General features: G+C 73.6%; 16 protein-coding genes and 1 pseudogene. 9 read left to right on the top strand and 8 right to left on the bottom strand.

The genetic code is table 11. From position 1 onward, the window contains the following. The first annotated feature begins 45 nt into the window (after nt 1-45). Nucleotides 46-309 (top strand): hypothetical protein, encoded by a 264-nt coding sequence (locus O7633_RS12930; RefSeq protein WP_282327994.1) that lies wholly within the window; start codon nt 46-48, stop codon nt 307-309. 149 nt (nt 310-458) lie between these two features. After that, nucleotides 459-824 (top strand): hypothetical protein, encoded by a 366-nt coding sequence (locus O7633_RS12935; protein ID WP_282327995.1) that lies wholly within the window; start codon nt 459-461, stop codon nt 822-824. Nucleotides 825-986: 162 nt separating this feature from the next. On the opposite strand, the gene O7633_RS12940 is transcribed toward O7633_RS12935, so the two are convergent. Continuing rightward, nucleotides 987-2,792 carry a glycoside hydrolase family 6 protein gene (locus tag O7633_RS12940; RefSeq protein WP_282327996.1) on the bottom strand — a complete coding sequence of 602 codons (1,806 nt, stop codon included), beginning with the start codon at nt 2,790-2,792 and terminating at the stop codon, nt 987-989. A gap of 589 nt (nt 2,793-3,381) precedes the next feature. Between O7633_RS12940 and O7633_RS12945 the strand changes: the two genes are divergently transcribed. Then, the gene (locus O7633_RS12945; protein ID WP_282327997.1) at nt 3,382-4,296 is read left to right on the top strand and encodes a hypothetical protein; all 915 of its coding nucleotides are present in this window, start codon (nt 3,382-3,384) and stop codon (nt 4,294-4,296) included. A 1-nt stretch (nt 4,297) separates the two neighbouring features. After that, nucleotides 4,298-5,023, top strand: a complete 726-nt coding sequence (locus O7633_RS12950) for a class F sortase (RefSeq protein ID WP_282327998.1) — start codon at nt 4,298-4,300, stop codon at nt 5,021-5,023. A 71-nt stretch (nt 5,024-5,094) separates the two neighbouring features. Here O7633_RS12950 and O7633_RS12955 read toward each other — a convergent pair whose 3' ends face one another. Beyond that, the gene (locus tag O7633_RS12955; RefSeq protein WP_282327999.1) at nt 5,095-10,152 is read right to left on the bottom strand and encodes an NAD-glutamate dehydrogenase; all 5,058 of its coding nucleotides are present in this window, start codon (nt 10,150-10,152) and stop codon (nt 5,095-5,097) included. 324 nt (nt 10,153-10,476) lie between these two features. Here O7633_RS12955 and O7633_RS12960 point away from each other — a divergent pair, with 324 nt between their 5' ends. Further along, a complete protein-coding gene (locus O7633_RS12960; RefSeq protein ID WP_282328001.1) occupies nt 10,477-12,450 on the top strand; it encodes a penicillin-binding transpeptidase domain-containing protein in 1,974 nt (657 codons plus the stop codon). Nucleotides 12,451-13,185: 735 nt separating this feature from the next. Here O7633_RS12960 and O7633_RS12965 read toward each other — a convergent pair. The 6 genes and pseudogenes from O7633_RS12965 to O7633_RS12990 all read right to left on the bottom strand — a co-directional run. Next, nucleotides 13,186-14,121, bottom strand: a pseudogene (locus tag O7633_RS12965) (arginase family protein); the annotation flags it as partial. Nucleotides 14,122-14,186: 65 nt separating this feature from the next. Then, nucleotides 14,187-15,101, bottom strand: coding sequence for a tetratricopeptide repeat protein (locus tag O7633_RS12970; RefSeq protein WP_282328002.1), 915 nt, complete (start codon nt 15,099-15,101; stop codon nt 14,187-14,189). Between the two features lie 142 nt (nt 15,102-15,243). Next, nucleotides 15,244-16,932 carry a methylmalonyl-CoA mutase family protein gene (locus tag O7633_RS12975; protein WP_282328004.1) on the bottom strand — a complete coding sequence of 563 codons (1,689 nt, stop codon included), beginning with the start codon at nt 16,930-16,932 and terminating at the stop codon, nt 15,244-15,246. A gap of 94 nt (nt 16,933-17,026) precedes the next feature. Further along, nucleotides 17,027-17,440, bottom strand: a complete 414-nt coding sequence (locus O7633_RS12980; RefSeq protein WP_074477410.1) for an Asp23/Gls24 family envelope stress response protein — start codon at nt 17,438-17,440, stop codon at nt 17,027-17,029. A gap of 88 nt (nt 17,441-17,528) precedes the next feature. Continuing rightward, entirely contained in the window at nt 17,529-18,533 is a 1,005-nt protein-coding gene (meaB, locus tag O7633_RS12985) for a methylmalonyl Co-A mutase-associated GTPase MeaB (protein ID WP_278129011.1), read from the bottom strand. After that, complete coding sequence (locus O7633_RS12990; RefSeq protein WP_278129013.1) at nt 18,530-19,726, bottom strand: acetyl-CoA C-acetyltransferase; 1,197 nt, start codon at nt 19,724-19,726, stop codon at nt 18,530-18,532. Before O7633_RS12990 ends, meaB begins: the two co-directional genes overlap by 4 nt. Before the next feature lie 81 nt (nt 19,727-19,807). On the opposite strand from O7633_RS12990, the gene mce reads away from it, so the two are divergent. From mce to O7633_RS13010, 4 genes are all read left to right on the top strand, one after another. Next, complete coding sequence (gene mce, locus O7633_RS12995; RefSeq protein ID WP_074477404.1) at nt 19,808-20,278, top strand: methylmalonyl-CoA epimerase; 471 nt, start codon at nt 19,808-19,810, stop codon at nt 20,276-20,278. A gap of 698 nt (nt 20,279-20,976) precedes the next feature. Next, a complete protein-coding gene (locus tag O7633_RS13000; RefSeq protein ID WP_074477402.1) occupies nt 20,977-22,230 on the top strand; it encodes a cell division protein DivIVA in 1,254 nt (417 codons plus the stop codon). 180 nt (nt 22,231-22,410) lie between these two features. Next, a complete protein-coding gene (locus O7633_RS13005) occupies nt 22,411-24,630 on the top strand; it encodes a hypothetical protein (protein ID WP_282328010.1) in 2,220 nt (739 codons plus the stop codon). 207 nt (nt 24,631-24,837) lie between these two features. After that, nucleotides 24,838-26,076 carry an AI-2E family transporter gene (locus O7633_RS13010; protein WP_282328011.1) on the top strand — a complete coding sequence of 413 codons (1,239 nt, stop codon included), beginning with the start codon at nt 24,838-24,840 and terminating at the stop codon, nt 26,074-26,076.

Raw genomic sequence — 26,076 nt, forward strand, 5'->3', positions numbered from 1 at the left:
GAAACGCGCTGACCACGGACCGAACGGCTGTAGGGGGACAGTGTCATGGAAGCGGTGCCCGGCATCGTCTATCTTCTCGGAATTCTCGTGGCCACCGTCGTCATCCGGTCGCGGGCCGGCGTCGGCCAGGGCCCGATAAAGATCCTCGGGTCCGACGGGTTCGGGCTGGGCTGGTTTCTGACCGCCTTGTGCGCCAGCCTGTTCTGGCCGATCACCCTCGGGCTCTGGCTGGCCCGGGGCCGTCCGGAGCCCCGGGTGGTGTTCAACGAGAAGGCGGCGGAGCGTCGCCGCCGATCGGTTCACCCGTAGCGGGCGGCACGGACGATCCAGCCGCCACGGCGCAGGAGGTCGATTCCACGGCGCCGGACCGCGGGGTCCGGCGCCGTCGGCATGCCCTGCGTCCTTCGGGGTACGCCGGGGGGATCAGGCAGCACCTGGGCGCACGGGAGGGCAGCAGGATGACGGAGCGCGAGCCGAACGCGGGGCGACCGCTGGAGGAGACCCCCGAGGTGGCGGCGGCGGTGGACGACGAGAGCACGGTGCCGCAGCTGCGTACCGGCGGTGCGGACCGGGCCGACCCGTCCTTCGCCGGGCCGGGGGAGGCCGTCGAGGGGGCCGGTTCGACCGAGGACCTGCTCGGCGACCCGTACGGCGGGGGCACGGGCACCGGCGGGGACACCATCCGCACCGGCGCGGAGCAGCCGTGGGACCCGGAGGACCTGGTGCTGGCGCGGGGCCAGGACCCGACGCCGGAGAACATCGAGCGGGCCCGCCGGGACCTGGCCGAGCAGGGCCGGGCGGCGGTGGAACGGACGGTGCCCTGACCCGCCCGGGGCCGGCCGGCCGGGGGCTGACGGACCAGGGGCGGACCGGCCCGGAACAGGCGGGGGCCCCTGGCCCGACCGGTGGACGGTCGGACCAGGGGCCGGGGGAACCTGCCGGCGCGGTGCCTCACTCCCGCGGCGGCCGGTAGGCCTTCCGCCGGATCAGGAGAGCGGCGGGTAGGCGTTCTGCATCAGCTGGGTGAACTGCGCCGGGAACCAGGCACCCGAGATCGGGGCACCCGACAGCGCGCCACTCATGTTGTTGCCGTTGCGGGCGTTACCGGTGTAGGTCGGGTCGCACATCCGGTCGAAGCCCTTGCCCTCGTTGTTCGGGATCTCGGTGCTGGAGCCGTCCGACTCACCCGGGGGCTTCACCCAGACGTAGGCGTCGATGCCCGGCTCCGGAGCGGCCTTGGGACGCTCGCCGAGGCCCGCGCCGGCCTGGTTGCACCAGTTGCCGGTGTGGAAGCGCCGGTCGACCCGACCGCCGTTGACGTAGGCGTCCACGCTGGTCGTCGGGCCCGCGCCGGTGGGCCGGGCGGAGCCGCCCCAGCCGTTGCGGGAGGTGTCGATCAGCATGCCGATGTTGCTGCTGAAGCCCTTGGAGACCAGCTCGTTGCGGAACGCCTGGGCGAAGGAGAGCTCGTCGACGTAGTAGTTCCAGTCGACCCACTTGGACTGGCGGACGGTCTGGCCGTTCACGGTGTCGGTCACCTTGAAGTACGGCTCCTTGAGGGCCGAGTAGTTCGCGGTGTTGACAATGAAGCCGTGCACGTTGGCCGGGGTGCTGCCGGACGCGCCGGCGGCCTCACGCAGGATCGCGGCGCTCGGGCTGAAGTTGCTGTCCCAGCCCAGCCAGCCGTGGTGGCCGGCGTCGATGTAGTTGTAGACGTTGCCGATCGCGCCCAGCTTCGCCAGGGCGTAGCCCACGCCGTTGACGTAGCCGCCGTTGGCCTTCATCGTGTCGCACGTCGCGGTGCCGCCCGGCTTGTCCGAGGTGTTGGTGATCAGGTTCGGCAGCGAGTCGATCTCGACGATGTTGATGATCCGCAGGCTGGCGTACTTCGAGTCGCCCTGGATCGCGGCGATCGGGTCGATGTACTCCGACTTGTAGCGGGGCAGCTCGTCCGGCTTCAGCTCGCCGTTGGAGGCGAGGGCGGAGCAGTCGCGGCCGGGCAGGTTGTAGATGACGAACTGGATGTAGTTCGCGCCCTGGGCGAGCGCGGCGTCCAGGTGGTCACGCACGCCCATGGCCCCGTTGGAGCTGCTGTCCGGGGTGCCGTTGATGGCGGCGATCCGGTCGATCCACACGGCGGTGGGGGTGTTGGACACCCGGTTGCCGCCCGCGACGGACTCGGCCTTGGCCTTCCACTCCGGGTTCACGTACCCCTTGGCGTTCAGGTACGGGTTGTCCACCTTCTGCCCCGGCGGGGTCGTCGGCGGAGGGGTGGTGGGCGGGGGCGTCGTCGGCGGAGGGGTGGTCGGCGGCGGCGTCGTCGGCGGCGGGGTGGTCGGCGGCGGCGTCGTGGGGTTGGTGGTGCCGCCGTTGCAGACCACGCCGTTCAGGGTGAACGAGGTGGGCTTCGGGTTGCTGCCGCTCCACGAGCCGTTGAAGCCGATGGTCACGCTGCCACCGCTGGAGATCGAGCCGTTGTAGGCCTCGTTCGCGGCGGTGACGTTCTGCCCGCTCTGGCTCCACTTCGCCGACCAGCCCTGCACGACCCGCTGGCTGCTGTTCGGGAAGGTGAAGCCGAGGCTCCAGGACGAGACGGCGTCGCCGATGTTCTTGATGGTGACGCTGCCGGTGAAGCCGCCGGCCCAGTCGTTGGTGGTGTAGTCGACGCTGCACTGGGTCGCGGCCTGGGCCGCGGTGACCGGAATGGTCACCAGACCGCCGGCGACCAGCGCGCCCGCACCGGTCAGTGCGAGCGCCCGGCGGCGGCCGGACAGTCTCTTCCTCATACTCATGCCACTGATCTCCTTGGGCGAGACCGGACTCGCGGCCCGGCGGAACGGCGCGCGACATCGAACGGACGTCGACGGCGCCACGGGGGATTTCGGGGGTGCCCGACCCGGACGGGCAGTTTGGTGGTGGTGCGCGGCCGGCGCTTGCATGGCCGGCCGGGCGGCGGACGTCGTCCGGTGGAACCGGTGCCCTCGACATCTGCCTTGCGCGGTGTGGCTCCCCGTACCGCGTGAGGGAATTCTTGCATGGGAGCGCTTCCATGGCAATGGTTCGATGCCGGGCGACCCCGCCCACCGGGGACGAGCGCCCCGGTCGGGGCGGCTGAGCACCGAAGGTGTCGACCGGGACGCCGCACGCGGGCACCCCGCCCCACTCGAAAGAGTGCGGGAACGCCCGGCAGGTCGCAACCCCGTCGACCACCCCGAACAATCCGACACACGGCATCAATACCGCTAAAGCCTCCTTCACCTCATCGCCCTGCAAACTGTAAAACACGAATCTTTCCCCTGATAGCTCGCGAACGGGGCTAACGTCGTGGGTAGCTCGGCTGACGTCGGGCTCAGGACGAAGAGGGATGGAGTGACGCAGGTCATGGCAAACAAGATGCTCGGGAAGGTCGTTGCGGGTGCCGCGCTCGGCGGCGCGTCCCTGCTGGTGTTCACGCCGGGGATCGCGTTCGCGGACGGCCACTACGACGGCGAGACCCGCGACGGCAAGGTCTACGCCAAGCCGCACGTCGTCAAGCCCGGCGAGAAGGTCAAGATCCTGGAGATCTGCCCGGAGGCCCAGGAGCACGCCGCCGTCTGGTCCGAGGTGACCGGCAAGGTCAAGCTGCACCCGGCGGACGAGGACCGCGGGTACCAGGGCGAGGAAGAAGGCGCCTGGGCCGAGGAGAAGGCCGGCGAGGAGAAGGCCGGCGAGGAGCACGGCGGGGCCAAGGAAGACGAGAAGGCCAAGGAGGACGAGAAGTCCAAGGCCAAGGAGGACGAAAAGGCCAAGGGCGGCAAGGGCGGCGGCGCCGCCGACGACTCCGGCGAGTGGAGCGGCTACGAGCACGACCAGGAGGCCGAGAAGGGCTACGGGGACAAGTCCGAGAAGAAGGCCGAGAAGGACTGGTCGAGCGAGGACTACAGCTACGGCGAGGACAAGGGCTACGGCAAGGACTCCAGCTACGGCGAGGACAAGGGCTACGGCGAGGACTCCGGCTACGGCGAGGACTCCGGCTACGGCGAGGAGAAGTCCTGGGAGCACAAGAAGGACTTCGTCTACTACGGCGAGGCGGAGGTCGCCGAGGACGCCGCTCCGGGCCGCTACGAGCTGAAGGGCTCCTGCGGCGAGGGCGAGCTGGTCGTGCTCCCGCGCGGCCACGTCGAGGGCGGTGACGGCGGCGCGGCCGGCGGCACCGACCGTGGGCTGGCCACCACCGGGGCGAGCATGCTGGGCGCCGCGGCGCTCGGCGGCCTCGTGCTGATGCGGCGGCGTCGGGCCAATGGGTCCCTCGCCTGACGTGACGGCGACACCGGCCGGCGGCCGTCACGGGACACCGTGGCGCGCCGCCGGCGCGGCCGTCGTCGTCCTGCTCGCCATGGTGGGCGCCGGGATGGTCGGCGCCTCCATGCGCCCCGTGCCCACCCCCCGCCCGCCCCAGCCGGTCACCCAGGCCGGTCCCGACCGCGTCGGCGGGACCACGGACGACGGCGGGAACGTCGCCGGTCAGGGGCCCCTCGACGCCGGCCCGGGGGCGGCGGGCGGGGAGCGGTCGGCGACCGGCCTGGCCCGGGCCACCCCGACCACCATCAGGATCCCCCGCATCGGCGTCGACGCCCCGATCATGACGCTCGGCACCAACCCGGACGGCACCGTCCAGGTTCCCCCGCTGGAGCAGGCGTTGAGCGCCGGGTGGTACTCCCCGGGCGCGAGCCCCGGCGAGATCGGCAACGCCGTCGTCGTGGGTCACGTCGACTCGGCGAAGGTCGGCGGCCCCGCCGTGTTCTACTCCCTCGGCGCGCTCCAGCCCGGCGACACCGTCGAGGTGGCGCGGCACGACGGCAGCCGCGTCACCTTCACGGTCGACGAGGTGCGGGCGTACCCGAAGGCCGCCTTTCCCACCGAGCTGGTCTACGGGCCCAACGACCGGGCCGGCCTGCGGATCGTCACCTGCGGCGGGCAGTTCGACCAGGCGGCGGGCAGCTACGTGGACAACGTCATCGTGTTCGCCACGATGACCGGCTGACCAGCCGGAGCGGGCAGGCGGGGCGCGGCCGGTCGGGCATCCGACCGGCCGCGCCCGCACCGCGTCCGGCGTCAGGCCGCCGAGGTGCGCACCAGCGTGCGGATCTGGCGCAGCAGCACCGACAGCGCGGCGAGGTCCGCCCGCGACTCGTCGAACTCCCCCATCGCCCGCCGGGCCCGGTGGATCGACGTCGCGTTGGACTGCTCCCACTGCTCCACCCGCTCCAGCGGCGGCAGCGAGTCCGGCGTCGAGCCGAGCACCTCCGCGGTGAGCGCGGCCAGCGCGGCGTACAGGTCGTAGCGCAGCGCCATCCGGGCCAGGGTCTGCCAGCGGTCCGCCCGGGGCAGCAGGGAGATCTTCGACAGCAGCGAGTCGACCCGGAACCGGTCGGAGAGCACGAAGTAGACCGAGGCCACCTCGCCGACGTCCCGCCCGCTCGTCGCCGTCGTCTCCACCACGTCCAGCAGGCCGAAGCTGTACATCAGCCGGGTCGCCTGCTCGGCCAGCCCGCGCGGCAGCCCCCGCGAGGTCATCGCGTCGATGTGGGCGGCGATGGCCTCCCGCTCGCCGCCGTAGAAGAGGTTCTCCAGGCCGGGCAGCAGCCGGGCCACCCCGGCGCGCAGCCGGTCGATCTCCGCCGGCACGTCCAGCGGCGAGCGCCGGTTGGTCACCAGCCAGCGCACCGCCCGGTCGAGCAGCCGCCGGGTGTCCAGGTAGACCGCGGTCTGCAACTCCGGGTCGACCTTGTTGTCCAGCGCCTCGACGGCGTCCCACAGCTCGCGCAGCCCGAACACCTCGCGGACCACCACGTACGCCCGGATCACGTCCGCCGCCGACGCCGCCGTCTCCTCGACCACCCGGAAGACGAACGTGATGCCGCCCCGGTTGATCGCCTCGTTCACCAGCACGGTGGTGACGATGTCGCGGCGCAGCCGGTGCTGACCCATCCGGTCGGCGAACCGCTCGCGCATGGGCGTCGGGAAGTAGTTGACCAGGACGTCGGTCGTCCACTCCTCGTCCGCGAGACCCTCGGCCAGGATCTCCCGCTCCAGCACGATCTTCGTGTACGCGAGCAGCACCGCGAACTCCGGCGCGGTCAGCCCGGTCTCGGTGCGGGCCGCCAGCTCCTCGTCCGGCGGCAGCGCCTCCAATGCCCGGTTCAGCGCGCCCGAGCGCTCCAACTCGTTGATCATCCGCCGGTGCACCGGGAGCAGCGAGGCGGCCTGCGCCTGCGAGTTGTTGATCGCGCGGGCCTGGTCGTAGTTGTCGCGCAGCACCAGCTCGGCGACCTCGTCGGTCATCCCGGCCAGCAGCTCGTCGCGCTCCGGCACGGTCAGTTCCCCGTCGGCGACCGCCGTGTTGAGCAGGATCTTGATGTTCACCTCGTGGTCGGAGCAGTCCACCCCGGCCGCGTTGTCGATGAAGTCGGTGTAGATCCGCCCGCCCGCGAGGGCGTACTCGATCCGGCCGAGCTGGGTGCAGCCCAGGTTGCCGCCCTCGCCGACCACCCGGCAGCGCAGGCTGCGGCCGTCGACCCGGATCGCGTCGTTGGACTTGTCGCCCACCTGCGCGTTGGTCTCCGAGGACGCCTTGACGTAGGTGCCGATGCCGCCGTTCCAGAACAGGTCCACCGGGGCCGTCAGGATCGCCTTCATCAGCTCCTGCGGCGAGAGCTGGTCGACGTCGTCGGCCAGCCCGAGCACCGCGCGGACCTGCGGCGACACCGGCACCGACTTCGCGGCGCGCGGGTACACCCCGCCACCGGCGGAGATCAGCTTCTCGTCGTAGTCCTCCCACGACGACCGGGGCAGGTCGAACAGCCGCTTCCGCTCGGCGTACGAGGTGGCGGCGTCCGGGTCCGGGTCGAGGAAGATGTGCCGGTGGTCGAACGCGGCCACCAGCCGGATGTGCTCGGACAGCAGCATCCCGTTGCCGAACACGTCGCCCGACATGTCGCCGACGCCGACCACCGTGAAGTCCCGGGTCTGGGTGTCGTGCCCCAGCTCCCGGAAGTGCCGCTTCACCGACTCCCAGGCGCCCCGGGCGGTGATGCCCATCTTCTTGTGGTCGTAGCCGGCGGAGCCGCCCGAGGCGAACGCGTCGCCCAGCCAGAACTGGTGCCCCGCCGAGATCTCGTTGGCGATGTCGGAGAACGTGGCGGTGCCCTTGTCCGCCGCCACCACCAGGTACGGGTCGTCCGCGTCGTGCCGGACCACGTCCTCGGGCGGCACGATCTCACCGGCGACGATGTTGTCGGTGACGTCGAGCATCGCGCCGACGAACTCCTGGTAGCAGGCGACCGCCTCGTCCCGGTCACCCGGCTTCTGCTTGAGCACGAAGCCGCCCTTCGCGCCCACCGGTACGATCACGGCGTTCTTCACCATCTGCGCCTTGACCAGGCCGAGCACCTCCGTGCGGAAGTCCTCCCGCCGGTCGGACCAGCGCAGCCCGCCCCGGGCCACCGGCCCGTAGCGCAGGTGCACGCCCTCGAACCGGGGCGAGTAGACGAAGATCTCGAACCGGGGGCGCGGGGCCGGCAGGTCCGGGATGGCCTGCGGGTCCAGCTTGAACGCCACGTACGGCTTCGGCCGGCCGCCGACCGGCTTGGCGTAGAAGCTGGTGCGCAGGGTGGCCTGGATCAGCGTGAGGTAGGAGCGCAGGATGCGGTCCTGGTCGAGGCTGGCCACGTCGTCCAGCGCCGCCTTGACCGCCGTCACCAGCTCGCCGCCGCGCTCGCGGCGCTGCTCGACGCTCGCCTCGCCGGGGGCGAACCGCACCTCGAACAGCTCCACCAGCAGCGCGGCGATCCTCGGGTACGCGATGAACGTCTGCTCCATGTAGTCCTGCGAGAAGACCGTCCCGGTCTGCCGCAGGTACTTCGCGTACGCCCGCAGCACCACCACCTGCCGCCAGGTGAGCCCGCCGCGCAGCACCAGCTCGTTGAAGCCGTCCACCTCGGCCTCGCCCCGCCACGCCGCCGCGAAGGCGTTCTCCACGTGCGGGCGCACCTCGGCCAACTCCTGGTGCCCCTCGGGCAGCCGCAGCCCGAAGTCGTACAGCCAGATCCGCCCGTCGACGCGCTCCACCTCGTACGGGTGCTCGTCGACGACCTTCACGCCGAGCGAGTGCAGCACCGGCAGCACCGCCGAGAGCATCATCGGCTCGCCGTAGCGGTAGACCTTGAACCGCACGTCCATCGTCTCGTCGACGTCGGCGTCCCGGGCGGCGACGCCCGCGCGCGGCGCGAGCTGCTTGCGGAACAGGTGCATCTCCAGCTGGCCGGGCTCCTCCAGCAGCTCCAGCTTCGCCAGGTCCTTCATCGCCTCGTACGGCGTGTGCCCGTCCTTGTAGCCCTCCGGGAACGCGTCGGCGTACCGGCTGAACAGGTGCTTGGCCTGCTCGTCGCCGAGCTTGCGCTCCAGCACCAGGCGGTAGTCGTCGTCCCACAGCCGGGTCGCGTCGGCCAGCTCCTCGGCGAGCAGGTCCGCGTCGATGTCCCCCGGCGGGCGGGTCGGGTCCGTCCGCACGATGAAGTGCACCCGGGCCAGCATCGACTCGGTGACCCGGGTGGTGTAGTCCACCCCGACGCCGTTCAGCTCGCGCAGCAGGATGTCCTGCATGCGCAGCCGGTTCTGCGTGGTGAACCGGTCCCGGGGCAGGTAGATCAGGCAGGAGATGAACCGCCCGTACGCGTCGCGGCGCAGGAACACCCGCAGCTGCCGGCGGCCCGCCATCCGCAGCACGCCGATCACCGCGTGGTAGAGGTCCTCGGTCTTGATCTGGAACAGCTCGTCGCGCGGGTAGGTCTCCAGGATCTGGAGCAGGTCCTTGCCGGAGTGGCTGCGTTGGCTCAGGCCGGAGCGGTCCAGCACCTCGGCCACCTTCCGGCGCACCACCGGCAGCTCCCGCACGCTCGTGCGGTACGCCGCCGTGGAGAACAGGCCGAGGAACCGCCGCTCGCCGACCACCTGACCGGCGTCGTCGAAGACCTTGAAGCCGATGTAGTCGAGGTACGCCGACCGGTGCACGGTGGCCCGGGAGTTCGCCTTCGTGATGATCAGCAGGCGCTTCTCGGTCACCTTCTCGTGCGCCTCGGGCGTCATCGACGACAGCGCCCGCGCCTCCGGCGAGTCCGACCGCAGGATGCCCAGGCCCGTGCCGAGCACCGCCTCCAGCGCCGGCCCCTCGCCGTCGGGGGTGTCGACCAGCCGGTACTCCCGGTAGCCGAGGAAGGTGAAGTGGTCGTGGGCGAGCCAGCGCAGCAGCTCCACCGAGTCGGTGATGTCCTTCTCCGGCACCGGCGGGCGGCTGTCCGAGGTGCGCGCGGTGGCCAGCTCGTCGGCCAGGGCCAGGGCGCGCTGGCGCATCCGCGGCCAGTCCTCCACGGCCTCCCGCACGTCGGTGAGCACCCGCTGCAACTCGCGGCGCAGCTTCTCCCGCTCGGCGGCGTCGCGGACGGGGTCGACCTCGATCCGCATCCAGCTCTCGACGAGGTCCCCGTCGATGGAGTCGTCGGGCTCCACGTCGGCGGCGACCTCGACGAGGCGGCCCAGCGGCTCGCGGCGCACCACGACCAGCGGGTGCACCAGCAGGTGCACGTCGAGGTGGTGGGCGTTGAGCAGGGCGGTCACCGAGTCGACCAGGAACGGCATGTCGTCGGTGACGATCTCGATCACCGTGTGGTGCTGGTCGGCGTCCGGCTCGTGGATGCGCAGCTTCAGCTCGCCCGGCACCCGCTGGTGGGCGAGGTCCCGGTGGGCGCGGGCCGCGTCGAGCATCTCCTCGGCGGTGAACCCGATCAGCTCCTCGTCCGGGGCGAACCGCCAGAAGCGGCTGACCAGTGTCGCCGCGTCGTGGTCGTCCCCGGCCAGCGCGACGGCCTGGGCGACCAGGCGTTCGGCGTTCGGGACCGGCTCGTCGAGCTCGGCATCCTCGACGTCGTCGGCCAGCGCCTCCGCGGGCAGCCCGAGGTCGTAGAGGGTGTCGATGCTCGAACCGGTCATCCCGGTCACGCCTGTGTCGAGTCGGCCGAAGCCGTCCCCGTCGGTTGCCGAATCGAAACTGTCGTCCCGGCCGGTGTCATCCTGCCGGAGGTCGGGTCCCGGTTTGATCGCCGGACGCCGGTCCATCGGTGCCACTCCCCTCGACCCACCGCGTTGTGGGTCACTCTGCCGCCCAGCCTAGGCCCTGCCGAAGAGCGCGCTTCGGTTGACCTTGGTAGGCCCTACCGATGAGTGCTTCGGTCGACCTTGGCCGGAACGTACGGTTCGGGACTCCGTCCTTTCACCCGTTGCAGATCCCTCTGGTGGGCCGGCTGGGGTGTACCCAGACGCGAGAGCTTCATCACCTCCCCGGGGCACGTCTTCCCGCACGTGGCGTGCCCGGCGGGGCGGTGCGCGGGGAGCGGTCGTACTACCGTGACGGGCAGTCGGAGATCCGGAGGGACCGCCCGTATGCACCAGACGCACCCGATCCGTCGCGGCAGCGTCCGCACCAGCGCCCGGCGGTCACTCGCGGCGCTGGCGGCCACCGTGCTGGCCGCCGGCGCGTTGGTGGGCTGCTCGTCCGACGACGGCCCCGGACCGACCGTCGACGCCTTCCTGTCGGGTTGGGGCAAGGGCGACCTCCAGGCCGTCGGCTTCGTGACCCCGGCCGGGCTGAAGGTCCCCGCCGCCGACGTGACGCGCCAACTCCGCGAGCTCTCCGGCGAGCTGGCCGACACCCCGCCGGCCCTGCGGCGCACCGGCGACCCGAAGGTCGACGCCAACACCGCCACCGCCGGGATCCGGGTGGCCTGGTCGCTGCCCGGGGGCACCCCCTGGGAATACGACCGGCAGGTGCGGCTCACCACCGGCGGCGACGGGCAGTGGCGGGTCATCTGGGAGCCCCAGATAGTGCACGAGCAGCTCACCGACGGCGACCGGATCGCGGTGCGCCGCGACGCCGCGCCCCGGGCCGGGGTGCTCGACGGCGCGGGCGAGCCGATCGTCACGCCCCGGCCCGTGGTCCGCGTCGGGCTGCAACCGAGCGAGGTGACCGACGTGAAGTCGGTGTCGCGGCAGCTCGACGCCGCGTTCCGGGCGATCCGGCCGGCCATCAACCCGCCGGTCGACCTCGCCGACCTGCCCAAGCGCCTCGCCGACGCCGACCCGGGCGCGTTCGTCGAGGTGGTGACGCTGCGCGAGGAGGCCTACCGGCAGATCCGGTCCCGCATCTACGACCTGCCCGGCACCAAGTTCCGGGCCGAGAAGCTCGACCTGGCCCCGACCCGCGAGTTCGCCCGCGCGCTGCTCGGCTCGGTCGACCAGGCCCAGGCCGACGACCTGGCCGCCCACCCCGACCGCTACCGGCAGGGTGACCTCGTCGGCCACGGCGGCCTCCAGGGCCGGCACGACGAACGGCTGCGCGGCACCCCGGGGCTCACCGTGATCAGCGAGCGGGCCGGGCCGGACGGCACCGTCGCGCCGACCGGCACGGAGCTGTTCCGGCAGGAGCCGAAGCCCGGCCAGGCGGTGCGGACCACCCTCGACGTGGCCACCCAGAACGCCGCCGACGCGGCCCTGCGCGGCGAGAAGCGCCGCGCCGCGCTGGTGGCGGTGCGGGTCGGCGACGGCGCGGTGCTGGCCGCCGCGAACGGCCCCGGGGCCGCCGGCGAGAACCTCGCGTTCACCGCCCAGGTGCCGCCCGGCTCGACGTTCAAGATGGTCAGCGCCCTCGGCCTGCTCGACCGGGGCGCGGTCACCCTGGACGGCCCGGTCGCCTGCCCGAAGACGTTCACGGTGGACGGTCGCTCGTTCAAGAACTCCGACAACTTCGCCCTCGGCACGGTGCCGTTCCGCACCGACTTCGCGAAGTCCTGCAACACGGCGTTCGCCGCGCTCGCGCCGAAGCTCGGCCCCGACGGCCTCGCCGCGACCGGCCGGGCACTGGGCCTGGAGACCGAGTGGGACCTCGGCCTGGACGCGTTCACCGGCAAGGTCTCCGCCGGCGGCTCACCGGCCGAGCAGGCCGCCGCCGCGTTCGGGCAGGGCACCACCCTGGTCAGCCCGCTGGCCATGGCCGCCGCCACCGCCGCCGTCGCCCGGGGACGCTGGGAGCAGCCGAAGCTGGTCGTCGACCCGGCCCCGGCCAAGGCCGCGCCCGCCGGGCCGCAGCTCAAGCCGGATTCGGTCGAGCCGCTGCGCACGATGATGCGCGAGGTGGTCACCGCCGGCACCGCCACCGCCCTCAAGGACGCTCCCGGCGGCCCCGTGCACGGCAAGACCGGCACCGCCGAGTACGACGACGACCCGGCGCACACCCACGCCTGGTTCGTCGGCTGGCAGGGCGACGTCGCGTTCGCGGTCTTCGTGGAGCGGGGCGGATCGAGCGGGTCGAGCGCGGTCCCGATCGCCGAGCGCTTCCTGCGCGCCCTGGCCGCCTCCTGACGCCCCGGACCAGGCCGGACCTGCCGGGGCCGGCGGCCCGGCCTGGGCCGCGCCGGGCCGCGCGGGCCGCGCCGGGGGCCGCGCACCGGGCCGGGCCGCCATGTCGGCGACCTAGCGGTATCCGGGGCGGCGGGATGCCCCCATGTCGCCGACATGGCAGCACGCCCGAGCCCCACGCGCCCCTGCCCGAGCCCCGCGACGGCCCCAAGGCGGGGCCGGCGGCGGCACCGGCGGGACCAGCGGCGGGCGGTGGGGAGCAGCGGCCCTCCGTCAGGCGATGCCGGCCGCCGGCCGGGGCGGGGCACCGTCCTCGGTGGGCGGCGGGGCGTCGCCCGGGGTCGCCCCGGTGACCCGGCGCAGCAGGCCCGGCCCGGCCGAGGCCGGCGGCCCGACGGGCTCCAGCAGCGGGGCGGTCCCCGTCGGGCCGGATGGATAGCCCGCGACGAGGCCGGCATCGTCGACCCGCCCGGCCGGTCCCACCGGCCCGCCCCCGGTCCTGTCCGGCCCGGCCGGCGGGTCGGTCGGCGCACCGGCGACGGCCGGCGGCGCACCGGCTCCGGCCGACAGGTCGGCGGCCAGCGGGTCAACGGCGGCCAGCGGGTCTGCGGCCGGGCCGTCCGGGCCGGCGGGACCGGCGGGCGACAGCCGCTCCGGGGCCGGGAACGGGCGGGACCCGGGAGGCAGGCGGGGCTCCGGGGCCGCCGGGACCAGACGGGTCTCCGGGGCCGCCGGCGGCAGGCGGGGCGGCACCGCGCTCGGGGCGGTCACCGGGGCGAGCCCGGCCACCACCGTGTTGACGATCTCGGCGGCGTACGCGCCGTCGACGTCGTAGTCGGGATCGAAGACGGTCAGCTCCACCCCGAGGCAGTGCGGGGTGTCGACCAGGCCGGCGAGCAGGATCTCCAGCTCGGCGAAGGCGATCCCGCCCGCGTCCGGTGCGTCGACCGCCGGCATCACCGCCGGGTCGAGCACGTCGACGTCGACGTGCACCCAGTAGCCGGCGCAGTCGGCCAGCTCCTCGTGGGCCCACTGGGCGGTGCGGGCCGCGCCCTCGGCGCGCAGCGCCGGCACCGGCCGGGTGGTGATGCCGGCGGCCTGGAGGTCGAGGCGGTACTCGTCCTGGGCGCGGATGCCGAGGACCACCACGTCGATGTCGCGGAAGTAGGGCCGCCGCCCCTCGATCGCGGCCAGGTCGGCCTGCCCCCGCCCGGTGACCAGCGCCAGGTCCTCCCCGGCCGCCGCGCCGACGTACGAGGCGTTGCCGGGGTGCCGGAAGTCGGAGTGGCCGTCGACGAAGACGAGCCCGATCCGCCCGCCGACCGCCTCGCCGAGGCGGTGCATGGCCAGCGCCGAGCCGAGCAGGATCGAGCAGTCCCCGCCGAGGACGAGCGGGAACTCCCCCCGGTCGATGATCGCCCCGATCCGGTCGGCCAGCGCCGCCGAGTACGCGGCGATCTCCGGGGCGTGGCAGACGCCGTCGCCGGGGCGCCAGTCGCCCGGGTCGTACCGGGGCGGGGTGAGGCAGCCGGCGTCGCGCGCCCGCAGCCGGGCGAGCAGGCCCTGGTCGCGCAGCGCTCCCGGTGCCTTGGCGCAGCCGGGGACGGCGGTGGGGGTGGGCGGGCGCAGCCCGAGGTTGGACGGCGCGTCGAGGACGGCGATCCGGCGCATCATGGGCTCCCGTCCTCGTGGGTCGGGCGGGCCGGCGAACGCCGGCCCGCGCTGGCGTACGGCGGAACTCAGAACAGGGCGCTGGCCAGTGCCCGGCGGGCGGAGGCGACGGCGGGGTCGTCCGGGCCGGCGACGGTGAACAGGGCGATCAGGTGCTGGCGCGCCTTGTCCCGGTCGTCGCCGGAGGTGCGGCGCACCAGGTCGACCAGGCGGGCGTACGCCTGCTCGGCCATGCCGCTGAGCACCTCGATGTCGGCGGCGAGCAACTGGGCGGGCACGTCGTCGGGGTTGGCCTCGGCGGCGGCGAGCGCCGCGCGCGGGTCGGCGCCGGCGACCCGGCGGGCCAGCCCGACCTGGGCCAGGCCGGCCTCGGCCGCGGCGTCCGCCGGCGACTCGGCGAGGATCTTCCGGTACGCCTCCTCGGCCGCTTCCAGGTCGCCGCTCATCAGGGCGTCGTCGGCCTCGTCGAGGCGGGGGTCGCCGGGTGCGGCGACGTCGACGCCGCCGGCCTTGAGCACCGCGCCGATCCACTGCCGCAGCTGGGCCTCGGGAACCGCGCCCGAGAACGCGTCGACGGGCCGGCCGCCGACCACCGCGTAGACCGTCGGGACCCCCTGCACCTGGAACATCTGAGCGATCCGCGGGTTCTCCTGGACGTCGATGCGGGCCAGCGCCCACGCGCCGCCGCCCTCGGCGGCCAGCCGCTCCAGCAGCGGGGCGAACTGGTCGCTCTCCGGGTAGCCGGCCGCGCCGAAGAAGACGACGACGGGCATCGTGGTGGACCGTTCGAGCACCTCGGCCTGGAGGTTGGCCTCTGTCACGTCGATCACGGAGCCGCCGCCGGCGGCGGCCGGCAGCCCGGAGGACGGACCGGCCTGGGCCGGTGTGCTGGGGCGGGTGGCGGGCGGTGCGGTGTTGCGCAGTCCGCTGAGGTCGACCGCGCCGCGGGTGAAGATCGACGAGGTGATCCGTGGGTCGCTCATGGTTATCTAGTCTCGCACGTGTCCCGCCGAACTCAGATCAACCGCGACGGCGACAGTTGCGACTCTCACCCCCGCCCCGGCCTGCAAGGAAGGGTCCCTTCCCATCCGAAAAGCGATGGGAAGGGACCCTTCCTTGCACCTGTCAGAAGCGGGCCGGCTCGCGGTAGGTGCCCCACTCGGCGCGCAGCGCGTCGCAGATCTCGCCGAGGGTCGCCTCGGCGCGGACGGCGTCGAGCATGGCCGGGATCATGTTGTCGCCGGTGCGGCCGACCTCGACCATCCGGGTCACCGCCGCGCGCGCCGCCGCGACGTCGCGGGCCGCCTTGCGCTCGGCGAGCACCCGGCGCTGCTCCACCTCGACCTCGTGCGAGATGCGCAGGATCTCCAGGTCCTTGGCGATGGTGCCGGTGTGGCAGTTGACGCCGACGATGCGCTTGTCGCCCTTTTCGAGGGCCTGCTGGTAGACGAAGGCGGACTCGGCGATGTGCCCGGTGAACCAGCCGTCCTCGATGCCGCGCAGGATGCCGGAGGTCATCGGACCGATCCGGTGCGGCCCGTCCCCGCCGAGCTGCCGGATGCGGGCGAAGATCTCCTCCGCCTCGGCCTCGATCTTGTCGGTCAGCGCCTCGACGTACCAGGAGCCGCCGAGCGGATCCGCCACGTTGACCACGCCGGTCTCCTCCATCAGCACCTGCTGCGTGCGCAGGGCGATCTCGGCGGACTCGTCGGTGGGCAGCGCGAGGGTCTCGTCGAGGGCGTTGGTGTGCAGCGAGTTCGTCCCGCCGAGCACGGCGGCGAGCGCCTCGACGGCGGTGCGTACGACGTTGTTGACCGGCTGCTGGGCGGTCAGCGACACCCCGGCGGTCTGGGTGTGGAACCGCAGCCACTGCGCCTTCTCGCTGGTCGCGCCGTAGACGTCGCGCAGCCAGCGGGCCCAGATCCGGCGGGCGGCCCGGAACTTCGCGATCTCCTCGAAGAAGTCGACGTGCGAGTCGAAGAAGAAGCTCAGCCCGGGGGCGAAGACGTCGACGTCCAGCCCGCGCGACAGCCCCAACTCGACGTAGCCGAACCCGTCGGCGAGGGTGTACGCCAGCTCCTGCGCGGCAGTCGCGCCGGCCTCGCGGATGTGGTAGCCGGAGACGGAGAGCGGCTTGTAGCGCGGGATCTCGCGCGCGCAGTATTCCATCAGGTCGCCGATGAGGCGCAGGTGCGGCTCCGGGTCGAAGAGCCACTCCTTCTGCGCGATGTACTCCTTGAAGATGTCCGTCTGGAGCGTGCCGTCCAGGGTGGACAGGTCGGCGCCCTGCCGCTCGGCGGCGACGAGGTACATGCAGAACACCGGCACGGCCGGCCCGGAGATGGTCATCGAGGTGGTGACGCCGGCCAGGTCGATGCCGTCGAAGAGCACCTCCATGTCGGCGGCCGAGTCGACGGCCACCCCGCAGTGCCCGACCTCGCCGAGGGCCTGCGGGTCGTCGGAGTCGCGGCCCATCAGGGTCGGCATGTCGAACGCGACGGAGAGGCCGCCGCCGCCCGCGCCGAGGATCATCTTGTAGCGCTCGTTGGTCTGCCGGGCGTTGCCGAAGCCGGCGAACTGCCGGATCGTCCAGGTCCGCCCCCGGTAGCCGGTGGGATACAACCCCCGGGTGTACGGGAACTCGCCCGGCCAACCGATCCGCTCGAAGCCGGGGTGGGCGACGCCCTCGGGCGGCCCGTAGACCGGGTCGACGGGCATCCCGGAGAGCGTGGTGAAGTCGGCGTCCCGCTTCCGCGCGGCGTCGTAGCGGGCCTGCCAGCGCGCCCGTCCGGCGGCGATCTCGTCGGCGTCCATGCGCAGGGCTCCTCCTCGAGTCCTCGTCAGAGGACCGAGTGTAGTCCCCGGCCTGAACGATCGCTAAGGAGTCGCGTACCGGTAGGTAACCCGGTCAGGCCGGCGCGGCGGCGGGGTCGCCGAGCGCCACGTCGTCCACCCGGATGTTGATCTCGTCGACCCGCAGCCCGTACGCCTCGACGGCCCGGGTCACCGCCGCCCGCACCCCGTCGGTCACCTCCGGCACCGGCCGGCCGGCGTCGAGCACGACGACCAGGTTGACCACGGCCGCGCCGTTCGTGACGTGCGCCGAGCAGCCGCGCCGGGCGTCGCCGACCTGGTCCAGGCCGACCCGGTCGAAGACGGCGTTGAAGAACCGGGCCACGTCGCCGCCCAGGTCGGCCACGCCGGGGACGGACCGCGCGGCGGCCACCGCGATCTTCTCCACCACCTCGTCGGAGACGTGGGTGGTCCCGCCCGCCACCGCGTCCGGCGTCACCGACAGCTCCTGCGTCGCCTCGTCAGCCATGACCTCTCCCCCAACACGCGCGCACCGCCCCACGCCGACCGTGGAGCGGTGCGAGCGTACTCGTTGCCGGGGGTCCGCAGTGGACGCGTCAGGAGCCGATCTGCGCCAGCAACTCGTCGGCGGCGGCGTACGGGTCGAGCGCCCCCTCGGCCACCTTCGCGGCGAGCGCCGGCAGCTCCGTACCGTCGCGCAGTGAACCGATCCGGGCCCGCAGCACGCCCAGCGTGATCGCCTCGATCTCGGCGGCGGCCCGCTTCTCGCGGCGGCGGCGCAGCTCGTCGTGCTCGACCAGCCAGCCGCGGTGCTTGTCGATCGCGGCGGCGATGTCGTCGATCCCCTCGCCCCGCGCGGCGATCGAGCGGACCACCTGCGGCCGCCACTCGCCGGGCCCCCGCTCCCCGAGGGCGATCATGCCCTGGATGTCGCGGACGGTGGCGTCGGCGCCATCCCGGTCGGCCTTGTTGACCACGAAGACGTCGGCGATCTCCAAGATGCCGGCCTTCACCGCCTGGATCGCGTCGCCCATGCCCGGGGCGAGCAGCACCAGCGTCGTGTCGGCCAGCGAGGCGACCTCGACCTCGGCCTGCCCGACGCCGACGGTCTCCACCAGCACCACGTCGCAGCCGGCGCCCTCCAGCACCCGCACCGCCTGCGGGGTCGCCGCCGACAGCCCGCCGAGGTGGCCCCGGCTGGACATCGACCGGATGTAGACGCCCGGGTCGGTGGCGTGGTCCTGCATCCGGACCCGGTCGCCGAGGATCGCCCCGCCGGTGAACGGGCTGGACGGGTCGACGGCCAGCACCCCGACGCGGTGCCCGCGCGAGCGCAGCGCCCGGACCAGCTCGTTGGTGGTGGTCGACTTGCCCACCCCGGGCGACCCGGTCAGCCCGACCACCTGGGCCTGCCCCGCGTACGGCGCGAGGGCCGCCGCCACCCGGGGCAGCACCTCGTCGCCGGACTCGACCAGGGTGATCAGCCGGGCCACGGCGCGCGGGTCGCCGGCGCGGGCCCGCTCCACGAGCATCGGCACGTCCCGGCTGCGGCGCACCGACGGCACGCCGCCGGCCGGGACCTGCGCGACGGCTCCGCTCACTGCTGCTCGGTGGGGTCGGGTACGTGGATGATCAGGGCGTCGCCCTGGCCCCCGCCGCCGCAGAGCGCCGCCGCGCCGGTGCCACCGCCGCGCCGCCGCAGCTCCATGGCGAGAGTGAGCACCAGCCGGGCCCCGGACATGCCGATCGGGTGGCCCAGCGCGATCGCGCCGCCGTTGACGTTGACCTTGTCGTCGCCGATGCCCAGGTCGCGCATGGACTGGATGCCGACCGCGGCGAACGCCTCGTTGATCTCGACCAGGTCGAGGTCCTCCACCCCCAGGCCGCCCTTGCGCAGCGCGTGGTTGATCGCGTTGGAGGGCTGCGAGTGCAGCGAGTTGTCGGGGCCCGCCACGTTGCCGTGCGCGCCGATCTCGGCGAGCCAGGTCAGCCCCAGCTCCCGGGCCTTCGCCTCGCTCATCACGACCACGGCCGCGGCCCCGTCGGAGATCGGCGAGGCGCTGCCGGCGGTGATCGTGCCGTCGGAGGTGAAGGCGGGGCGCAGCCGGCCCAGCGACTCGACGGTGGTGTCCGGGCGGATGCCCTCGTCCTCGCTGATCACCACCGGGTCGCCCTTGCGCTGCGGGATGACCACCGGGGTGATCTCGTCGGCGAAGTGGCCGTTCTTCTGCGCGGCGGCGGCCCGCTGGTGGCTGGCGGCGGCGAAGGCGTCCTGCTCGGCGCGGGTGATGCCGTGCCGCGCGCCGTGCCGCTCGGTGGACTCGCCCATCGAGCAGCAGTCCCAGGCGTCGGTCAGCCCGTCGAGGGCCATGTGGTCCTTGATCGTCACGTCGCCGTACTTGTAGCCGGCGCGCTGGCCGAGCAGCAGGTGCGGGGCGTTGGTCATCGACTCCATGCCGCCGGCCACCACGACGTCGAACTCGCCGGCCCGGATGAGCTGGTCGGCCAGGGCGATCGCGTCCAGGCCGGAGAGGCAGACCTTGTTGATCGTCAGCGCCGGCACGGACATCGGGATGCCCGCCTCGACGGCGGCCTGCCGGGCCGGGATCTGCCCGGTGCCGGCCTGGAGGACCTGGCCCATGATGACGTACTGCACCTGCTCGGGGGGCACCCCGGCGCGCTCCAGCGCGGCCTTGATCGCGATGCCGCCGAGCTTGGTGGCGGGGAGGTCCTTGAGGTTGCCGAGCAGGCGACCCATCGGGGTCCGCGCGCCGCTGACGATCACCGAAGCCATGTGCTTGCCCTCCGAGGGGGGTGCCGAGCTGTGAACCTTAACGATTGTTCGGTTGGACGGGTGTTCGGTCAGACTAACGCCATGGCTGAGAACTCCCCCGTCGAGCCCGCTGCCGACTTCGTCACAGACATCGGCCTGCGCCGCATCGACCACGTCGGGATCGCCGTCGCCGACCTCGACGCCGCGATCGACTTCTACCAGCGCACCTTCGGCATGCGCTGCGTGCACACCGAGACCAACACCGAGCAGGGCGTCCGCGAGGCGATGCTGACGGTCGGGCCGACCGCCGAGGGCGGCTGCGTGCAACTGCTCGCCCCGCTCACCCCGGAGTCGACCATCGCCAAGTTCCTCGACCGCTCGGGGCCCGGCGTGCAGCAGGTGGCGTACACGGTGGCCGACATCGACGCGGCGTGCGCGGCGCTGCGCGAGCGCGGCCTGCGGCTGCTCTTCGAGACCCCGCGCCGGGGCACCGCCGACTCCCGGATCAACTTCGTCCACCCGAAGGACGCGGGCGGCGTCCTCGTCGAGCTGGTCGAGCCCGCCCGGCGGTGAAAGGTGAAAGGAAGGGCCCCCTGTTAACGCATTCTGTAGAGCAGGGGCCCCTTCTTAACCACCCCCACCCCACCCGGCGCCGCGCCCGCCCGGCGGCACCACAGCCCTCCGCGCGAGCGCAGTGGTGCGCGGCCGAGTCGATCGACTTCACGTCGGTGACCTGGCGGTATCGACGGGACGGGAGACCCCCATCCGGCCGACATGAAGTCGATCACGCGGTCCTGCAGGCGCTGACCCGCCGGCCGCCGGCGAGCCGTCCGGGGAGGCCCGGTCGGGCATCGCCGTGGTCGGGCATTGCCTTTCGACGCCGGCTGCGGTCCCCATTTCGCGCGATGCCGGCACGGCCGACAGGGAAAGTCGCCGGCACCAACCGACAAGAAACCGGCACCGGCCGATGAGAAACCGGCACGGGCCGGCAAAGGACCGCCGGCCGCTCCCGCGGCCCTTTTCCCGCACGCCCCCGCGCGCCCGAACACCCGCCCACAGGGCCACCCGGCCACCGCCCACCGGGCCGCCCGACCACTCGCCTCCGGCGCGCCCGACCATCCGCCCACCGGGCCCCCGGACCGGCCCGGGAGCTGCCAAGATCGCCCACCGATCGGACCCGCCCGACGGCAGTCAGTTGACCATGTAAACAGGACACGAAAGGCCCGCACCGCTCTTGCGAAGCACCCCGGGGGGTCTGCGAGTATGTCCCAATGCCCCAGCAGCAGTCCTCCCCTCTTGCGTTCTTCGATAACGCGAACTCGCAGCCAGATTTCACCGTTGGCCTGCGCGGATACAACGTCGGGCAGGTCGATGACTTCATCGGTCGGCTGACCGCCGCGCTGACCCAGTCCGAGCAGGCCCGCGCCGAGGCCGAGCAGCGGATGAACGACGCCCAGCGTCGGCTCCGCCAGGCCGAGCAGCGCCAGAGCGCGCTGGAGCAGAAGCTCGCCGAGACCAACAAGCAGCTCGAGGAGAACAGCCGGCCGACCCTCTCCGGCCTGGGCACCCGCGTCGAGCAGATCCTGCGGCTGGCCGAGGAGCAGGCCAACGACCACCGCAACGAGGCCAAGCGCGAGTCCGAGGGCATCCTCTCCGCGGCCCGTCTGGAGGCGCGCGAGATCACCGACAAGGCCCGCGCCGAGGCCGCCGCGATGAAGGCCACCGCCGAGCGCGAGGCCGGCAGTGTCCGCACCGCCGCCGAGCGCGAGGCCGCCGAGGTGCGCGTGCAGGCCCGCCGGGAGGCCGACACCCTGCGCGCCGACGCCGAGCGGGAGACCAAGCAGCTGCGCACCGTCACCGCGCACGAGGTCGCCGAGCTGAAGTCGACCGTCGAGCGTGAGGTCGCCACCCTGCGCGCCACCGCCGAGCGGGAGATCACCCAGCAGCGGGCGAAGGCCGCGCGGGAGGCCGAGGAGAAGCGCGCCGAGGCGACCAAGCTCCTCACCGACGCCCGCGACAAGCGCGACAAGGACCTCCAGGCCCTGGAGCTGCAGCTCGCCGAACGGCGCGAGAAGGCCGAGCGCGAGGAGTCCGAGCGGCACGCCGCCCAGGTCGCCCAGACGCAGAAGCTGGTCGGCGAGGCCGAGCAGCGCGCCCGGGCCGCCCAGGAGCGGGCCAAGGAGATCGAGCAGCGCGCCGAGGCCCGTCGGGTCGAGTCCGAGCGCACCGCCAACGACACCGTCGAGAAGGCCAAAGCGCTGTCCGAGAAGACGCTCAACGAGGCCAAGGCCGAGGCGAAGCGGCTGCTCACGGAGGCCCGCACCGAGGCCGACCTGACCACGCAGGCCGCCCGCCGCGAGGTCGAGGACCTCACCCGGCAGAAGGACGCCGTCACCTCGCAGCTCGGCCAGATGCTGTCGGGCCTCGCCGGCATCGTGCCGGGCGTGCCGCCGGCGCAGGCCAAGCCGGAGCCGGCCAAGGCGGACGGCAAGGACGAGCGGGTGAGCGCGGAGTCCGCCGGCTGACCGACCGCACGGCCGGGGGGCATGGACACGGCGCGGGGTGACACCGGGTAACCGGTGGGACCCCGCGCCGTATGCGTTTCCCCGCGCCGCGGCACGGGCGTCGGTAACGGCAGTGAATCAGCTCCCATCCGGGGCGTCCGTATCGCCCCAGCCGAGCCGGATGCGTGTGAGGATGGGGGCATGTCGCACGGCGAGGAACTGTTCGCTCTCGGCGGGGATGTGACGACGGAGCCCAGCTTCGAGTCCGCCCTGCGGGGGTACGAGAAACGACAGGTCGACAGGTACGTCGCTCGCGCGGAGCACGAGATCGCGACACTGGCGGCCGAGCGGGAACAGGCGTACACCCAGATCCACAAGCTGGCCGGGCAGGTCGAGGTGCTGCAACGCGACCTCGCCCAGGTGCGCAAGCAGGTCGGCGTGGTGGACCGGGCCTCGTTCCGGCACCTCGGCCCGCGGGTGGAGCAGATCCTCGTCCTCGCCGAGGAGCAGGCCGACGACATCCTCGCCGCCGCCAACGAGGAGATCGAGGCGCGGCGCGCCGCCGCCGAGCACATCGTCGCGGAGGCCAAGGAACAGGCCGCCCAGGCGCTCAAGGACTTCGAGATCGCCCTCGCCGCCCGGCGGGCCGAGGAGGAGCGGCACGGCGCCGCCCGGCGCGCCGAGGCGGACGCCACGCTGAAGGCCGCCCGGGACGAGTCCGCCCAGCTGCGCGCGGCGGCCAAGGACGAGTCGACCCGGCTGCGCAAGGCCGCCCAGGAGGCCCTGGAGAAGGCCCAGCAGGAGGCGACCCAGCTCCGGGACGCCGCGAAGGAGATCCACACCCGGGCCCAGCAGGAGGCGACCAAGCTGCGCGAGGCCGCCCGGGAGGCCCTCGCCAAGGCCCAGCAGGAGGCCACCCAGCTCCGCGAGGCGGCCAAGGAGGTGCACGCCAAGGCCCAGCAGGAGGCGAAGCGGCTCACCGACAACGCCACCGAGGCCAGCCGGGCCACCCACGCCAAGGCGTTGCAGGAGGCCAAGCGGATCACCGACGATGCCGAGGGCGCCGCGAAGGCCACCCGCGACCGGGCCCGGCAGGAGGCCGAGCGGGTCACCGCCCAGGCGGCGGAGGCCGGCAAGCGCCAACGCGCCGACACCGAGGCGTACGTGCAGCGGATGCGCACCGAGACCGAGGCGTACGTGCAGCAGGCCCGCGCCCAGACGCAGCAGGAGCTGGGCGCCTGGCGGGCCGGGGTGGAGCAGGAGGTCAACGGCCGGCGCGAGGCGGCCGACCGGGAGCTGGCCCAGCGCAAGGAGACCGCCGAGCGGGAACACTCCCAGCGCCGCGAGGAGCTGGACCGGCAGCACACGGCCCGGCAGGACGAGCTGGAGCAGCAGTACACCGCCCGGCAGACCGAGCTGGAGCAGCAGTACACCGCCCGGCGGGCCGAGATCGAGGACGGTGCCGCGGAGATCCGGCGCGCCGCCGAGCAGGACGCCCTCACGATGCGCCGGCAGGCCGAGGAGGAGGCCGCCGACCTGCTGGGCCGGGCCGAGGCCGACGCGGCCGACAAGCGACGCCGGGCCGACGAGCACGTCGCCGCGTCCCGCCGCCAGTTCGAGGAGTACGCGGCCACCACGCAGCAGCATCTGGCCACCACGCAGCAGCACCTCGCGGCGACCCAGCAGGAGGTGGCCGCCGGCCGCCAGCAGCTCGCCCAGGTGATGCTGGAGATCGCCCAGGCCCAGCAGCAGCTGGCCGACCTGCGGCAGGAGACCTGGCAGTCCCGGCAGGAGTCGGACGAGCTCCAGCACCAGCTGCTCGACCTGCGGCAGCAGCTGGCCGGCGTCCGGCTGTCGGCCACGGCGGGCGCGCCGGTGACCGGGCCCGCGAAGGCGGGCGACACACCGAACAGGACCGGGCCCGCGAAGGCCGGCGACACGCCGAACAGGACCGGGCCCGCGACGGCCGGCGACACGCCGAACGGGACCGAGCCGGCGACGACGGCCGGCGCGCCGAAGGGAACCGGGCCCGCGAAGGCGACCGGCACGCCGAAGGGCACCGGGCCGGTGCCCGCGAAGGCGACCGGGTCGGCCACGGCGGCCGCCGGGTCCGGCGAGCCGGCGCAGCCCGCGCCGGTCAAGGCGACCGCCGACGCGGGGGTGGCGAAGGCCGTGCCGGCCGACGACGCCGCCCCGGCCCGGACCCGGCCGGTGGCCGAGCCGGTGACCACGGTGGACGGGGGCGCAGCCAGCGCCGGGGTGGACGGCGAGCCGACGGTGGCCGCGGTGCCCGGCGAGGGCGGCCGGGGGGCGACCCCCACGAAGATCACCAGCACCGGCGAGAACGGCAAGCGGCCGACCAAGCCGACGACCGACGAGCGCAGCGCCCGGCCGAGCAAGGTGTCCGTCGAGTCCGAGTGAGCCGGGGTGGCCGGGCCGTCCGCCCGGCAACTACCCTCCTGTCGGCAGGACCCGCGCCCGGCCAGGGCCGTGGGCGGCTGACGACGACGCTCCGGGCGCATCCGCCGGAGGGCGGAGGAGGTCTCGGTGGCGGACGGCGCACGGACGCACGGCGGGCAGCCGGACGACAGGCCGGTAAGCCACGAGCCACCGGTAGGCCACGGACCGGTGGGCCACGGGCAGCCGGGCCACACCGGTCCGGACGACGACCCGGCGGACCGCGCCACCCCCGTCGGCCCCCCGCCCGGCGGCGGCCGGTCGGACGACGGCCGGCCAGACAACGACCGGGCGGACGACGACCGGGCGGACCCTGGCGACCCCGACGACTTCGACCCGCCCGGCGCGCTCGCCGCCGGCTCGGGCCGCTTCGGGGTGCCGGGGCGGCCCCTGCGCCGCAACAGCTTCCTCGTCGGCTTCACCGGCGCACTCGGCGTGCTGCTGGCGTACGCCGTCTTCCTCGGCGTCCGCAACTCGGCCGGCATCCTGGTGCTGGTCGTCATCGCGCTCTTCCTCGCCGTCGGGCTCAACCCGGCGGTGGTCCGGCTGCGCTCGTGGGGCCTGCCCAACGGGCTGGCCGTCGCGGCGGTGACGCTGATCGTGCTGTCGCTGATCGTCGGCGGCCTGGTGGCGCTGGTCCCGCCGGTGGTCACCCAGTCCGGGCAGTTCGTCGAGCAGTTGCCCAGCTACGTCGAGGAGCTGCGCCGCAACGAGGCCGTCAACGACTTCGTCGTCCGGTACGACGTGATGGCGAAGGTGCAGGCCGCGGCCAACGCCGACACCGTGGGGCGGGCGCTCGGCGGGGTCCTCGGCGGCGCCCAGCTCATCTTCGGCACGGTCTTCCGGGCGCTCACCGTGCTGGTCCTGACGATCTACTTCCTCGCGTACTTCGACCGGCTGCGCCGCGTCGGGTACGCGTTGGTGCCCCGCTCCCGCCGGCACCGGGTGCGGCTCATCGGCGACGAGATCCTGGCGAAGGTCGGCGCGTACATGGTGGGCGCGCTGAGCATCGCCGTGCTGGCCGGGGTGACCACCTTCGTGTTCGCGCTGGCCGTCGGGCTGCCGTACCCGTTCGCGCTGGCCGTGGTGGTCGCGGTGACCGACCTGATCCCGCAGATCGGCGCCACCATCGGCGCGGTGGTGGTCAGCCTCGTCGGCTTCGCCACCGACCTGCCGGTGGGGATCGCGTGCGTCGCGTTCTTCGTGGTCTATCAGCAGGTGGAGAACTATCTGATCTACCCGAAGGTGATGCGCCGCTCGGTCGAGGTCAACGAGGTCGCGGCCCTGCTCGCCGCGCTGCTGGGGGTGTCGCTGATGGGCGTGGTCGGCGCGCTGATCGCGATCCCGACGGTGGCGGCCCTCCAGCTCATCCTGCGCGAGGTGGTGCTGCCCCGCCAGGACTCCCGCTGA

The organism is Micromonospora sp. WMMD712 (assembly GCF_029581295.1).
GTDB lineage: Bacteria > Actinomycetota > Actinomycetes > Mycobacteriales > Micromonosporaceae > Micromonospora > Micromonospora carbonacea.

What these genes read in the sequence shown, in the direction of transcription:
- O7633_RS12970 (WP_282328002.1), bottom strand. Translation starts at nt 15,101, where the DNA reads ATGAGCGACCCACGGATCACCTCGTCGATCTTCACCCGCGGCGCGGTC.
- O7633_RS12945 (WP_282327997.1), top strand. Translation starts at nt 3,382, where the DNA reads ATGGCAAACAAGATGCTCGGGAAGGTCGTTGCGGGTGCCGCGCTCGGC.
- O7633_RS12955 (WP_282327999.1), bottom strand. Translation starts at nt 10,152, where the DNA reads ATGGACCGGCGTCCGGCGATCAAACCGGGACCCGACCTCCGGCAGGAT.
- mce (WP_074477404.1), top strand. Translation starts at nt 19,808, where the DNA reads ATGGCTGAGAACTCCCCCGTCGAGCCCGCTGCCGACTTCGTCACAGAC.
- O7633_RS12935 (WP_282327995.1), top strand. Translation starts at nt 459, where the DNA reads ATGACGGAGCGCGAGCCGAACGCGGGGCGACCGCTGGAGGAGACCCCC.
- O7633_RS12980 (WP_074477410.1), bottom strand. Translation starts at nt 17,440, where the DNA reads ATGGCTGACGAGGCGACGCAGGAGCTGTCGGTGACGCCGGACGCGGTG.
- O7633_RS13005 (WP_282328010.1), top strand. Translation starts at nt 22,411, where the DNA reads ATGTCGCACGGCGAGGAACTGTTCGCTCTCGGCGGGGATGTGACGACG.
- O7633_RS12990 (WP_278129013.1), bottom strand. Translation starts at nt 19,726, where the DNA reads ATGGCTTCGGTGATCGTCAGCGGCGCGCGGACCCCGATGGGTCGCCTG.
- O7633_RS12930 (WP_282327994.1), top strand. Translation starts at nt 46, where the DNA reads ATGGAAGCGGTGCCCGGCATCGTCTATCTTCTCGGAATTCTCGTGGCC.
- O7633_RS12975 (WP_282328004.1), bottom strand. Translation starts at nt 16,932, where the DNA reads ATGGACGCCGACGAGATCGCCGCCGGACGGGCGCGCTGGCAGGCCCGC.
- O7633_RS12940 (WP_282327996.1), bottom strand. Translation starts at nt 2,792, where the DNA reads ATGAGTATGAGGAAGAGACTGTCCGGCCGCCGCCGGGCGCTCGCACTG.
- O7633_RS12960 (WP_282328001.1), top strand. Translation starts at nt 10,477, where the DNA reads ATGCACCAGACGCACCCGATCCGTCGCGGCAGCGTCCGCACCAGCGCC.
- O7633_RS13000 (WP_074477402.1), top strand. Translation starts at nt 20,977, where the DNA reads ATGCCCCAGCAGCAGTCCTCCCCTCTTGCGTTCTTCGATAACGCGAAC.